Here is a 12,738-nt window from a genome sequence, read left to right on the forward strand (position 1 = left end):
GGTTTTTATATGCGCGATCCTCACGAGAAAGAAGCCATACTGGAGCTTAGTTTCTACCGCGATTGGGTGGCCAAACGCGAAAAGGCCATTGAAAGGGATAAAAAGAAAGCCACCTTCTTTATAACGATCTCGCGGGAGTTCGGTTGTGAGGGGTTCGAGCTGGCCGAAAAACTGGTGGAAAAGATCAACGCCAAAGGCGGCGCCCAATGGACGCTTTTCACCCGCAGAATGATCGAAGAAGCCTGCGCCACCGAGACCATGGAAGCTAAAGACGTCCACGAGATCTCCGAGAAACGCTGGTCGTTCAAGGACTGGTTTGTGGACGCGCTGGTGCCGAAATATCTGCAATCCCACTCTTCCGTGGTGTTCCAGCGGATGAGGAACATGATTTTAAACCTTGTGGACAAAGGCAACTGCATTATTCTCGGGGCCGGGTCGCAAATACTCACCCAGAACCTGGATCCCAAAAAGTTCCACGGTATCCACATAAGGATAGTGGCCTCGTTCAACTGGCGGCTCCAACGCACGGAGGAGCTTTTCAAGGTGAGCCGGGGCGAGGCGGAAAACCTCCTGCGCTCCAGACAAGACGCGCGCGACAAGTTCATCGCCGATTTCACGGGCCTGGGCGCCGGGGACCAGTCGCTATACCATGTCATATTCAACAACGCCAGAAACAATCCGGACACCATGGCGGACCTGATCTTCGAGTACATGCGCCTCAACGGGATGCTCGAGTAAGGCGTATCGGGTTTTATAATGGCGGGCGGCTCGCTGGGCCTCCCGCTTTTTTATTTCCATTCTTGTTATTTTTTACCGCCCGGGTGGCTGAAAATAAGCTAAGTCGTGGTAAATTAATCCCATGGAAAAAACCACGCGGTTTATTATCCACCTTTCGCCGGCCAGTATGGAGAGGTGATCGTCCATGGCCGGTGAGATTACTTCCATAAAAATCCTTCTGGTGGACAACCCCACCGAGATCCGCAACATGCGCGAGGCCTTGAGGGAAGCGGGGTTCGGCAACGTGTCGGAGATGACCACCGGCCTCCAGGTGCTCACGGAAATCAAGAAAAACCCGCCGGAGCTTGTAATAGTAAGTTTCATACTCCCCCAGTATTCCGGGATGCAAGTGTTCAAATCCATGCGGGCGGACAAAGCCTTGTCGCAAATAAAATTCATCATGGTCACCCCCAAGGTAAACCGCCGGGAGCTGGACGAAATAAAAACCCAGGGGGTGGAGCATATCCTGTCGCGCCCGTTCGAATCGGTCCAGCTTAGGGACATGATTTACACAGCCTTCGGCATGGAGGCGGCCGATGTGAAAGCCGAGGGGGCAAAGGCGCACGGTGAAGGGTTGTCGCTCTTCGCCTCGGGCAGTTTCGAGGAGGCGCTCAAGATGTTCCGCGCCGCGTCGGACGCCTATCCGGACGCGGAGCATTTTTTCATGCAGGGGCGTTGCTACCTGGAAATGAATATGTACGACCTGGCCATCGCCGCCTTTCAGAACGTGATAGAGCGGGACCGTCACCACCGTGATGTGGATCACATGTTGGGCGTGGCCCTGCAAAAGAAAAAGGATTACAACGCCTCCATCCAGGCGCTGGAGCGGGCGGCGCGAAAGGAGAGCGCCAAAGCCCAAACCCACCTGGAACTGGGCAAGAGCTACCTGGGCGCGGACATGGTGGAGAAAGCGGACACCTCGTTCGCCACCGCCGTGACAATGGAGCCCCAGAATGTCGAGCACCGTACGGAGATAGGCAACGCCTACCTGGATAAAGGGCTTTATGAGAAGGCGGAGTCGGCTTTCGGCGCGGCGCTGGCGATAAATCCGGAGAACATCCCCCTCTACAACCGCATGGCCATTGCCCTTCGCAAGCAGGGGAAATTCATGGAAGCCATTAACATCTACGTTAAAGCCTTAAACGTTGCGCCGGACGACGAGGGGCTTTATTACAACCTGGCCCGCGCCCTGTTCGAGTCGGGCCAGAAAGACAAGGCCATAAAGGCGCTAGACAAGGCGCTGGCGCTGGACGGGGAGTTCAAGGAGGCGAAACAGCTAAGGGAGGAATATTCGAAGCTGTAAACATCGCCCCTTTCTTCCAGCCCCTCTTGTTTACGCTACTTCTTAATAAACGATGCATCAAGGCCACAAACCCAAAGGTGGTGTCTCAGTTTGGATCTCAAATAATGGACGGATCCTTCACTTCGCTTGCGCTTCGCTCAGGATGACAATGTTATCAAGGGCTTTTATATTGCCATTCTGAGCGTAAGTGAAGAATCTCCCCTGTACTTTCAAACTGAGACACTACCAACCCAAACCTTTCTCAAGTTTAATTATAGATTTCAATAGTTAAAGAAAGGCCATTTTCTTTAACTATGGCTTGACATAATTAAAGATATGCCATTATCTTTAATTATGTTTTTCTTTAATTAAAGAGACTAGCATGGAAAAATTTAAAGCTGGCGTATTCAGACAGCAGTATGAATATAAAAGCTTTTCACCAAACTTCATAAATAAACCATTTGCCTGGTTCGATCCGGAGATAAATGTACTACTAGAAGAGGCGATGAGGCTAATTGGTGAACTGAACGCCTACTCGCAACTTGTGCCGGACGTGGATTTCTTCATTCGTATGCATGTGATGAAGGAAGCTACCGCTTCCAGCAGGATTGAAGGAACGAGGACAGGAATAGAAGAGGCCTTTCTGCCGGAAATGGATGTAAATCCGGAAAGAAAAGATGACTGGCGTGAGGTTCATAACTATACCAAGGCGATGAATTATGCCATAGGGCAACTCCAGGATTTACCGCTCTCAATGAGGGTGCTAAAGAGCGCTCACAACATTCTCTTGGATAACGTCAGGGGTGGGCATAAACTTCCTGGGGAAATCAGGGCCAGTCAGAACTGGATTGGCGGAGCCACCCTTAAGGATGCGTTTTTTATCCCGCCCCAACATTCCGAAGTGCCCGGCCTTTTGGGTGACTTGGAAAAATTCTGGCATAACGGCAATCTTGGCATCCCGCACCTTATCAAGAACGCCATCAGCCACTACCAATTTGAAACCATACATCCGTTTCTGGACGGCAATGGCCGCATCGGCAGATTATTAATAACCATGTATTTGATGGACAAAAAGATCCTTTCCAAGCCTACGCTGTACATATCAGACTTTTTCGACCGCAACCGGGGCGCCTATTATGATTCGCTCACTGTTGTCAGGGCTTCCAACGACATTGAGCAGTGGGTCAGATTCTTTCTTGCAGGAGTGGCCGAGACAGCGAAAAAGGGAAAATCCTCGTTAGAAAAAATCATCGATCTCAGGCGGCGGGTGGAGTCGGAAATTCTGACCCTCGGAAAGAGGGCCAAGCTTGCCGCCAGTTTGCTTGAATTATTATATTATCAGCCAGTCATCAACGCCGCGGATGTTGGGAGAAAGCTTGGCGTTTCCGCGCCAACCGCTCATCAGATTATCCGTGTTTTTTGCGAAAGAGGCGTCTTGGTGGAAATAACCGGGTTCAAAAAAAACCGGCTCTTTGCTTTCAGGGAATATATAAGCATATTTATATAATTCAAGCGGGGCCCGCCTGCAAATAATGGGGCCCTGTGCCTTGCCTGTCACGGCCTTACTGTCTCGTTCATGCTTCCGGTCCTGTACCCCTTGATATCCACCGCCACGTATTTAAACCCTATCTTCCGGAACTCGGCGTAGATGGTTTCAGCGGTCTGCGGCTGTAACGCCAGGCTCGCCTCCTGGGGGGCAAGCTCCAGCCTGGCCACGTCACCGTGGGCGCGCACACGCAATTGGGTGAATCCCAGGCCCCGCAAAAAATCCTCGGCCCGCTCAACCATCCCCAGTTTTTCAAAAGTTATGGTGGTCCCGTAAGGGAACCGGGAGGCCAGGCAGGCGAATGATGGTTTGTTCCACGTGGGCAGGCCCATGTTTCTGGAGAGTATGCGGATATCCTGTTTCGTAAACCCGGTTTCCTGGAGCAGGCTGAGCACGCCGCTCTCCCGGGCCGCCTGGGCGCCTGGGCGGTGGTCTTTTAAGTCGTCTGCGTTGGCTCCATCCAAAACCATAGCCAAACCCTGATCCCGCGCCATGGCCGAAAGCTTTCCAAAAAGCTCCCCCTTGCAGAAGTAACAGCGGTTGACGGGATTCTGGGCGAATCCCTCTATCTCCAGCTCCTCAGACTCTATCACCACATGCCGCGCACCGATAAGCTTGGCGATGCTCACCGCCTCGTCCAGCTCCCGTTTCGGATAGGTGGATGACCGCGCGGTGACCGCCATGGTTTTTTCAATGCCAAGGGTATCGAAAGCCACCTTTAAAAGAAAAGAGCTGTCCACACCGCCGGAAAACGCTATCAGCGCCGAGCCTAGCGAAGCCAGCCGCTTTTTCAGCTCCACAAGTTTTTGCCGGGCCGGTTCGGCTATGGCCGTATCTTCAGACATGGAACCAGAAATATTTTCGCTCATGTTTAAATTATATCCGAAGGGAGGGATTGGCGCCCTAATCGCCGCCCAGCATGTCCTTTAACAGGGGTGTCACGTCGTCCAGTTTCCGGCGGGGGTTGAACGCCGGAAGGCTGTTCATGAAAACCTTGCCGTAACTTTTGGTGGAAAGCCGTTTATCCAGCACCGCCAGCAGGCCTTTGTCGCTTTTGGCCCTTATCAAGCGGCCCAGCCCCTGTTTCAGCAGTAACGCCGCAGACGGAACCTGGTACTCCATGAAAGGCGAACCGCCCCGTTTGGAGATAAGCTCTATTCGTGCCTCCACCACCGGGTCGTCCGGCGCGGCGAAAGGGAGTTTGTCTATTATCACCGCCGAGAGCGCCTCGCCCGGCACGTCCACCCCCTGCCAGAACGAAGTGGTGGCGAACAGCACCGAATGGGTGTCTTCTTTGAACATCGCAAGTATGGCCGACCGGGGCGCTTCCCCCTGTTTAAACAGGGTAAACGGCAGTTTGCCTTGGAGCGCCTCCCACGCCTTGTCCATGTTCCTGTAACTTGTAAACAGCACGAAAGCCCGGCCCCGGGTAAGTTTTAACAACGTTTCTATACGTTCGGCCGCCTTATCGGGAAAAGTGTCCGATGCGGGATCCGGCATGTCCTCCGCCAGGTAGAACACCGTTTGCGAGGCGTAATCGAAAGGGGAGGGGGCCGTAAGCTCCTCGGCCACGCCCAGCCCCAGACGGGCCTTGATGAAAGAAAAATCCCCGTTGGTGGAGAGGGTGGCGGAGGTGAACACCGTTGATTCAAACCTGGGCGCCATTTTGGTTTTCAGGCAGGTGGATACGTCTATTGGAGACGACTGGAGGAAAACGCCCCTGCCCCGGGTTTCCACCCAGTAAACGTAATCTTCCTTTTCCATTTTCACAAGCTCGGCCAAAGTGTCGGCGATGTCCGAAAACCTGGTGGCGCAGGCCCTAATGGGGTCTGTGGCCTTTGACAGGGTGGACAGGTAATCCCGGATGAGCCGCAGAGTGTTTAGAAATTCCTCCGCCTGTTTTGCGGCATGGGCCGCGTCCCGCTGTTTTAAACGCCGCCGGGAGCTGTCCGGATTTTTTATGGAGTCGAAAAAAGTTTGCGACCGGCGTGTCAGGTTATGCAGGGCCGATTGGACGTCGGCGTCTAGCAGTTTTTCCGCCCTCAACTCCCGTTCGGTGTCCCGGGCGGCCTCGGTAACCCGGTAATTGGACACGCCCGCGCCGAAATAGTTGGAGGCCACCTCTTCCACCATGTGAGCTTCGTCGAATATAACCGCGTCACACCTGGGCACCACCTCGCCGAAAGAGTTTTCGCGCACGGCCATGTCCGCGAAGAACAGGTGGTGGTTTACTATTACGATGTCGGCGATGGCGGCCTCCTGCCGCATCCTGGTGACGAAGCAGGAATCGTAGGTGGGGCAGGCGGAACCAAGGCATAGTTCCGATTTGCTGTTCATCTCCTGCCATGCGGAGTAATCGTCCGGCATACCTTGTATCTCGGCCCGGTCGCCATACTCCGTCCGCTCGGCCCAATCCTGTATGAGCCCGAAGGTTTTTCCTTCGGCGGTGTCCCTGAACAACGGTTGCTGGGAAAAGTTTTTGAAACGGCGTTTGCACAGGTAGTTGCCCCGCCCCTTCATGCAGGCGGTTTTCACCTTGCCGGGGAAGAGTTTTTCCAAAACAGGCGCGTCCTTGCCTATTAACTGCTCCTGCAGGTTTAGCGTGCCGGTGGAAATGGCCACCTTGCGGCCTGATAGGGCGGCGGGAATGAGGTAGGCCAGGGTTTTGCCGGTGCCTGTGCCAGCCTCCACCAGCAGGGAACCCCCGCCGGACAGGGCGCGGCTTACCGCTTCGGCCATCTGGCCCTGGCCGGGCCTGTGCTCGTAACCGGGGAGGATGGAGCATAACGCCCCGCCCGGCCCAAAATATTTGTCCATTTAGCCAAACGGCCCCGTGACGGGATGGGCTATCGCCAGCGCCTCTTAGAAAGACTTGCCAACGGCGGCCGCAACCTTTTTCAGCTCTTCCATCAACGTGGCGAACTTGTGGGGCTTTAGGGACTGGGGCCCGTCGGAGAACGCCTCTTCCGGTTTCCAGTGCACCTCTATCATCAGGCCGTCGGCACCCGCGGCGATGGCCGCCTTGGACATGGAGGCCACGTATTGCCAATGCCCCACGCCGTGGCTCGGGTCCACAATGATGGGCAGGTGGGTTTTTTCCTTGGCCACCGGCACCGCCGAAAGGTCCAGCGTGTTCCGGGTGGCGGTTTCGAACGTGCGTATGCCACGCTCGCAAAGGATAACCTGGGTGTTGCCTTCCGACAGGATGTACTCCGCCGACATGAGCCATTCTTCTATGGTGTTGGCCAAACCCCGTTTCAGCAACATCGGCTTGTCCATCTTGCCCAGCTCTTTTAGCAGTGAGAAGTTTTGCATGTTGCGGGCGCCTATCTGGATGATGTCGGAATACTTGTAAACAAGCTCCGCCTCCCGGGTGTTCATAACTTCCGTGACGATCGGCATACCCGTGGCTTCCGAAACTTCTTGCAGTATTTTAAGCCCCTCTTCGGCCATCCCCTGGAAGCTGTACGGGGATGTGCGGGGTTTGAAGGCCCCGCCGCGCAATATGGCGGCTCCGGCCGCTTTCACCGCCATGCCGGTTTCGGTGAGCTGTTCCTTGCTTTCCACGGAACACGGCCCGGCCATAACCACAAGCTTGTCGCCGCCTATTTTTATACCTTTAACGTCCACCACGGTGTTCTCGCGCTTGGCCTCCCGCGAGCAAAGCTTGTACGGCTTTAGTATCGGAAGAACGCTCTCCACATGGTGGAGCGACTCCAGCGCCTGCAACTGCGCCTTGTCCCGCCCGTCGCCCAGCGCGGCGATAACTTTGCGCAAAGAGCCTTCAATGGCTTTGGGGGTGTACCCGAATCTTTTTACCCGTTCGAAAACATCCGCCACATCCTGTTCCGTGGCGTTTTCCTGCATCACGATAATCATCGCTTCGACCATCTCCAGTTATCAAAAACCCTCAAAACGCCCACGGCATGACGCCGGTTTGGGAAATGACGAGGGCTGTTATCACCGTAAAGACCCATGCCCTGGCCGGCTGTTAACACCAACCTGGGGCGTAAATTCAAGTTTATTCCTTTTTTTCAGCGCGGGCAATCCGAAAGGGTTTATAATCAATGTTCGTCTCTAGCCGGAGTGGTGAAACTGGTAGACGCGCGGGACTCAAAATCCCGTATGGGTAACCCCATGTGTCGGTTCGATTCCGACCTCCGGCACCATCCTGCTCAACAAACCAAATAAAAAAGCGCCTGTCCTTTTGCCGGACGGCGCCTTCCGGAAGCTTTGGCTTACAGCGTTTTCAAATAATCCACCAGGTCTTTTATTTCCTGGTCGGACAGGGCTTTGGATTGGTGGGCCGGTTTCGGCTTGCCCTCTTTTTTCATCTCGGACTTCAGCTTGGCCGTGTAGGCGTCATTGGCGTCCCAGGTTCCTTGGGTGTCCTTGAGCCATTTGGACATCCACTCGTCGGTGGTTCGTTTGGAAACACCCGCCAGTCCGGGGCCAACTTTTTTCTTGTCGGTGATATTGTGGCATGGCCCGCATTTACCAGCCCCTTCGAATATGGCTTTCCCGGCGCCGGCGTCGGCCCAGGCGGACCCTGTGGTGGCCAAAGAAAAGGCCGCGATAGTAATAAAAGAGCCCAAAAACCTCATTGGTTCCTCCTCGAAATTAACTGGTTAAACCGTTCCCGTCCGCAAAAAATCCAGGCCAGGACGCCCGCCATTGTACCATTGGGAAGATAGGCTTAAACAACTGTAAAACATTGACGCAAAGTAAGGGTTTTATTTACTTGACTGTTCCAAGAATGAATCTATTATAGATGCAATCTAGATAGATAATCCCTCTGTAAGGTGACCATGAGTGATATAGACCCTAATATAAAAGTGCTGGTGGTTGACGATTTCGCCACCATGCGGAAGATAGAAAAAAACATTCTTGGCCAGCTGAACGTTAAGAATGTGGACGAGGCCGACGACGGCTCCACAGCCCTCCCCAAGGTCCAGCAGAACCATTACGATGTGATATTGCTGGACTGGAACATGCCGATAATGAGCGGGCTGGAATTCCTCAAAGCGCTAAGGGCTGACCCGAACACCAAGAACGTGCCCGTGATAATGGTTACCGCCGAAGCTTTGAAAGACAACATCATCGCCGCCGCCTAGGCTGGCGTGAACGATTACGTGGTGAAACCTTTCACCGCCGCGGTCCTGGAAGAAAAACTCAAGAAGGTGCTGAAGAAATAACCGCCCGCCGCTTTTAAGACGGCGGCTTATTTCAGCCCGTTCTTCGTCAAGGCCGCATGGAGCATCTTGGCTTCATTGAAAGACGGATGCAGTTCCAACGCCTTTTCCAGAAACTTCACGGCCTCGTTGGTTTTCCCGCTTTCCTGGAACGCCCGGGCCATGTTGAAATACAGCGCCTCGTCTTCCGGGTCTATATCCAGCGCTTTCCTGTAATTGTCCAGGGCCAGGTCGTACATCTTTCCCCGGCGAAGCTCTATGCCGTATTCGTTGAAGAGATGTTTGTTTTCCTTGTCGTACAGGGTGTCTATCTTGGATAGGTTCTCAAACGCCTCTTTGGCCTTGTCCACCTCGCCCAGTTCCAGGTGGGCTTTGCCCTTGCCCAGGTGGGCGTGAAGGTTGTTCTGGTCAACTTTTATTGCCTGGCCATATTCGAAGGCGGCGGCGTGGAATTCTTTTTTCTCCATGTGCCGCTGGGCCTCGTTCACCTTCTTGTCGGCGGCCTCTTTTTTCTTGTCCTCCGCGGACTTGGGCTTGAAATCGCATTCATGGGTGGAGCAGTCTTTAAACCGGGCGTCGAAATCCACCCGTTCGACAGTGTCCACCACTATGGAAGTCGGGGCGCCGTCGGGTTTCAGGTAGAAAAGTTCCACCTGCCCCTTCTGGTTGCTCTTGGCGAAATAGTGCAGGTCGTGAGGCGTATCGTGCACCCGGCGGGTGGCCATGGTGCCTGCCTCCATTTTTTTTCTTTCGTAGAATATCCCTTTAATAGCTTCCTGGGACATGGTTACTCCAACCGGTTAAAGGCCATAGGATAGCACAAATCAGCATGGCTTTATCCCCGGGCGACCATGGAGGCGAAAGATACCAAGGTTTCGCGATCTCCCTCCATGTTCTGCCGGTACTCCAGCGTTTCCCCCCTGGTATTTTCCAGGGCGGCTAAAAGGGTGTAAAGGGCCGGGAAACCGCACACCCTGTTATTGCCGTTGACCCCCCTCAGCTTTTCCAGGAACCCGGCGCGGTCACCATCGTTAAAAAGCGCCATTATCTCCCTGTCGTCCACCCCTATGCGGGCCAGTTGGGCGTCGTCCAGTTTCCCCATGTCGCCAAACCTGCGCCCAACATGCGAGAAGTCCACGCTGGCCACATATAAAGCCTGACGGCCGCTTTCCTCCACGGTTTTTTTCAGGGCATTAATGAACCGGTCCACCCGGTCGCCGTTGAATTTTTCATGCCCGTAATCCCAAACGTTTTCCGGGAATGAAAGCAGAATGGGCGCGGCGGCCGCTTCCGGGTTATCCCCAAAAAGCCGGGCGAAGAAGAGGGACTGGAACTCTATAGAATGTTCGTTCATGTGGGCTTCGGGTTGCGAATAAATGTCCTCCCCGAAGTTTCGCCGAAGGTTTTCCAGAAAGCCTTTGTCCACCCGCATGGGCCCTGCCGGGGTCTCAAAATCCTTTGCCAGGCAGGATACGAAATCTTCCGTCAGCGAATGGCCAATGCCAAGGATGATAAATAGATCCGCCCCGCTGTTCCGGGCATGGCTCCAGCCGGCGGCCATCATGTCCCCACCGACGCGGAAATCAATGTGAGGCACGATTATGGCCTTCACTCCGCCGGCTCCAGGGCTGGCTTTGGCTAGCAGGCCGTCTATCAGCTTCAAGAGCCCCTCGCGGTCCGCCGGGTAGCTTTTCCCCGCCAGCGCCGGTTTGCGCGTGGGGCTTTCCGCAAACTTGCGGATAACCGCCGCCCGGTGGGCCCGGAACCTGCCATTGTCCAGGTAAAACGCCTCGTCCAGGGCGGTTATGATTTCCTGTATCTCGTCTTTGGCCGCCAACTGGCCGGTGGCTTTATGAAACGCTTCGCGTATCTCCGTCAGGCCGTTATTACCGTCCATCAGCGTCATAAGGAAGAACGCCCCCGGCGAAACGGCCAGGGGGTTGGAAAATCCGAATGGGTCGTGGATGTGGATGAGCTGTTGCCCCTCATGCTCTATGGGCGCCGCCTCCACCTTGCGGAACACCGGGTATTTGTTCATCGGCAAAGGTGTCCTACTCGTTATAGAACTCCAGCGTGTCCCTTTTTACAAGACCTTGGGCCTTCGCGGCGGACAGGAAAAACTCCAGCCCGCTTTTTTCCTCCTTGCCCAGGTCGTAATATATCCGCTCGGTAAGGTAATGCAGGTATGTCTCGGCGCTCACCAGCCCCTTGGCCTCTTGCCGGGCGATAAGCTCCCGGTGGTTTTTGCCCTCTTCCTTCGCCGTTTCGATAGCCTTTATGGCGGAGGGCCATTTGGCGCCGCGGCGGGCGCAAAGGGCCGCATGGACGAAAGGCCGCCCGCTATACTGATACCAAAGCTCCCCCATGTCGTGAACCACATATTTTTCGCGATCCACGCCGAAAGCCGCGTCCCCGATCACAAGCCCCGCGTCCGCCGCCCGGAGCATGTGCGCCGGGTTCTCGCCGCCTTTCACTATTGTGATGTCCCGCCCGAATTTTTCCTTGAACAGTATTTTCAGCATGGCCACCGACGAGCGGGACTTGGGATCCACGCTTACCGACTCAATATCCTCGATCCCCATCTCGGAGAACAGCAACACGGTCTCCACCCGCCCCAGCGATGCGATGCACACCACCGGGACGATCACCGCGTCCGGCGAGAGGCCGTATTCCACCGAGGGAATCAGCGCCATGTCCAGCTCGCCGCCGTGGAACCGCTCCGCCAGGTTGGCCGGGGTGTCTATCACCAGCTCGAAAGGCATATCCACAAGGCCGTGCCGGAACGGGTGCAGTATTGGGCGTGAATTCAGAAAATCGTGGAACCCAACCTTGGGCCGCGCGGGAGTACTGGTCATACGGCCACCAGGTTATAAACTGTGTCCCGCTCCATGGGAACCCGGCCCGCCTCGCGGATGAGTGATTCCAGCTTTTCCTTGGCCAGCTGTTGAGCCGTCTCCGCCCCGGCGGAGTGGGTGATTTTTTCCTCCACCACCGTGCCGTCCATGTCGTCGGCGCCGAAAGAGAGGGAAACCTGGGCAATCTTTTCGCCTATCATTATCCAGAAGGCTTTTATGTGCGGGAAATTGTCCAGCATAAGCCGTCCCAACGCTATCATTTTTAAATCCATGGCTCCGGATGTTTTGGGCATGTCGTCATACTTTGTGTTTTTCGGGTGGAAAGCCAGGGGGATAAAAGTTAAAAACCCTCCCGTTTCGTCCTGCGCCTCCCGCAGGCGGACAAGGTGGTCCACCCGGTCTTCCGGTTTTTCTATGTGGCCGTAAAGCATGGTGGCGTTGGAGCGGAGCCCGGCGCGATGGGCGGTTTTGTGGACAGCAAGCCATTCGTCCGCCGGTATTTTCTCGGGGCATATTTTTTTGCGCACCCTGTCGTTGAATATCTCCGCCCCGCCGCCGGGCAAGGAGCCCAGCCCCGCCTCTTTTAGCTCCAGCAGGACGGTTTCAACGGATTTGCCGGAGATTTTGGCGAAATAGGCTATCTCCACGGCGGTGAAAGCCTGCAAATGGGTCTCCGGGAAATCCTCATGCAGGCGGCTGATCATATCCAGATAATACTCGTAAGGGAACGTGGGATGCAGGCCGCCGACAATGTGGAACTCCGAGAATTTCTGCCCATCATACATGTGGGCCGAGCGCAGAACTTCATCCAGCGCCATGGCGTAGGCTCCCTCCTGCCCCTCTTTGCGCTGGAAAGCGCAGAACCGGCAGGAGTTCACGCAGATGTTTGTGTGGTTTATGTGGCGGTTGTTTATGTAATAGGCGCTGTTCCCGTTTAGCCTTTCGCGGGCGATGTTGGCCATGTAGCCCACGCCTAAAAGGTCCGCCGAGAGGTCTATGGCCAGCCCGTCCTCATACGACAGCCTTTCCCCAGCCATTACTTTGTCTAAAACCGGCGAAAGGGCCGGGTCGGATATTTTATTCATT

At 55.0% G+C, this 12,738-nt stretch carries 11 protein-coding genes, 1 tRNA gene and 1 pseudogene; 5 read left to right on the forward strand and 8 right to left on the reverse strand.

The features are described from left to right. Positions 1–9: 9 nt before the first annotated feature. The 3 genes from HY751_10810 to HY751_10820 all read left to right on the forward strand — a co-directional run bounded on the left by HY751_10810 (position 10) and on the right by HY751_10820 (position 3,566). Complete coding sequence (locus HY751_10810) at positions 10–738, forward strand: cytidylate kinase-like family protein (protein ID MBI4666885.1); 729 nt, start codon at positions 10–12, stop codon at positions 736–738. A 184-nt stretch (positions 739–922) separates the two neighbouring features. Further along, complete coding sequence (locus HY751_10815; GenBank protein MBI4666886.1) at positions 923–2,080, forward strand: tetratricopeptide repeat protein; 1,158 nt, start codon at positions 923–925, stop codon at positions 2,078–2,080. Positions 2,081–2,441: 361 nt separating this feature from the next. Beyond that, entirely contained in the window at positions 2,442–3,566 is a 1,125-nt protein-coding gene (locus tag HY751_10820; GenBank protein ID MBI4666887.1) for a Fic family protein, read from the forward strand. 47 nt (positions 3,567–3,613) lie between these two features. Here HY751_10820 and larE read toward each other — a convergent pair whose 3' ends face one another. The 3 genes from larE to aroF are packed head-to-tail and all read right to left on the reverse strand — an operon-like array spanning position 3,614 to position 7,484. After that, entirely contained in the window at positions 3,614–4,450 is an 837-nt protein-coding gene (gene larE / locus HY751_10825) for an ATP-dependent sacrificial sulfur transferase LarE (protein MBI4666888.1), read from the reverse strand. 58 nt (positions 4,451–4,508) lie between these two features. Next, entirely contained in the window at positions 4,509–6,422 is a 1,914-nt protein-coding gene (locus HY751_10830; protein MBI4666889.1) for an ATP-dependent DNA helicase, read from the reverse strand. Between the two features lie 45 nt (positions 6,423–6,467). Continuing rightward, entirely contained in the window at positions 6,468–7,484 is a 1,017-nt protein-coding gene (gene aroF / locus HY751_10835; GenBank protein MBI4666890.1) for a 3-deoxy-7-phosphoheptulonate synthase, read from the reverse strand. A gap of 201 nt (positions 7,485–7,685) precedes the next feature. Between aroF and HY751_10840 the strand changes: the two genes are divergently transcribed. Continuing rightward, positions 7,686–7,774, forward strand: a tRNA-Leu gene (locus tag HY751_10840). A gap of 69 nt (positions 7,775–7,843) precedes the next feature. On the opposite strand, the gene HY751_10845 is transcribed toward HY751_10840, so the two are convergent. Next, positions 7,844–8,209 (reverse strand): cytochrome c, encoded by a 366-nt coding sequence (locus HY751_10845; protein ID MBI4666891.1) that lies wholly within the window; start codon positions 8,207–8,209, stop codon positions 7,844–7,846. Positions 8,210–8,422: 213 nt separating this feature from the next. Between HY751_10845 and HY751_10850 the strand changes: the two are divergent. Next, a pseudogene (locus HY751_10850) lies at positions 8,423–8,800 on the forward strand (response regulator). A gap of 26 nt (positions 8,801–8,826) precedes the next feature. On the opposite strand, the gene HY751_10855 reads toward HY751_10850, so the two are convergent. Genes HY751_10855 through mqnE form a run of 4 tightly spaced genes read right to left on the reverse strand, consistent with a single transcriptional unit; the run spans position 8,827 to position 12,737 of the window. Then, a complete protein-coding gene (locus tag HY751_10855) occupies positions 8,827–9,582 on the reverse strand; it encodes a tetratricopeptide repeat protein (GenBank protein ID MBI4666892.1) in 756 nt (251 codons plus the stop codon). Positions 9,583–9,632: 50 nt separating this feature from the next. Next, positions 9,633–10,835 (reverse strand): AmmeMemoRadiSam system protein B, encoded by a 1,203-nt coding sequence (amrB, locus tag HY751_10860; GenBank protein MBI4666893.1) that lies wholly within the window; start codon positions 10,833–10,835, stop codon positions 9,633–9,635. Between the two features lie 13 nt (positions 10,836–10,848). Further along, positions 10,849–11,652 carry a menaquinone biosynthesis protein gene (locus HY751_10865; GenBank protein ID MBI4666894.1) on the reverse strand — a complete coding sequence of 268 codons (804 nt, stop codon included), beginning with the start codon at positions 11,650–11,652 and terminating at the stop codon, positions 10,849–10,851. Further along, on the reverse strand, positions 11,649–12,737 hold the full coding sequence (gene mqnE, locus HY751_10870) for an aminofutalosine synthase MqnE (protein MBI4666895.1): 1,089 nt from the start codon (positions 12,735–12,737) through the stop codon (positions 11,649–11,651). The genes HY751_10865 and mqnE overlap by 4 nt, the downstream gene beginning before the upstream one ends. Position 12,738 lies beyond the last annotated feature (1 nt).

The organism is Nitrospinota bacterium, from assembly GCA_016208975.1.
Lineage (GTDB): Bacteria > Nitrospinota_A > UBA7883 > UBA7883 > JACRLM01 > JACQXA01.

Bases quoted from the DNA above. Each gene is read 5' to 3' on its own strand.
- HY751_10865 (MBI4666894.1), bottom strand. From the start codon at position 11,652: ATGACCAGTACTCCCGCGCGGCCCAAGGTTGGGTTCCACGATTTTCTG.
- HY751_10830 (MBI4666889.1), bottom strand. From the start codon at position 6,422: ATGGACAAATATTTTGGGCCGGGCGGGGCGTTATGCTCCATCCTCCCC.
- HY751_10815 (MBI4666886.1), top strand. From the start codon at position 923: ATGGCCGGTGAGATTACTTCCATAAAAATCCTTCTGGTGGACAACCCC.
- mqnE (MBI4666895.1), bottom strand. From the start codon at position 12,737: ATGAATAAAATATCCGACCCGGCCCTTTCGCCGGTTTTAGACAAAGTA.
- HY751_10845 (MBI4666891.1), bottom strand. From the start codon at position 8,209: ATGAGGTTTTTGGGCTCTTTTATTACTATCGCGGCCTTTTCTTTGGCC.
- aroF (MBI4666890.1), bottom strand. From the start codon at position 7,484: ATGATTATCGTGATGCAGGAAAACGCCACGGAACAGGATGTGGCGGAT.
- amrB (MBI4666893.1), bottom strand. From the start codon at position 10,835: ATGAACAAATACCCGGTGTTCCGCAAGGTGGAGGCGGCGCCCATAGAG.
- HY751_10855 (MBI4666892.1), bottom strand. From the start codon at position 9,582: ATGTCCCAGGAAGCTATTAAAGGGATATTCTACGAAAGAAAAAAAATG.
- HY751_10820 (MBI4666887.1), top strand. From the start codon at position 2,442: ATGGAAAAATTTAAAGCTGGCGTATTCAGACAGCAGTATGAATATAAA.
- HY751_10810 (MBI4666885.1), top strand. From the start codon at position 10: ATGCGCGATCCTCACGAGAAAGAAGCCATACTGGAGCTTAGTTTCTAC.
- larE (MBI4666888.1), bottom strand. From the start codon at position 4,450: ATGTCTGAAGATACGGCCATAGCCGAACCGGCCCGGCAAAAACTTGTG.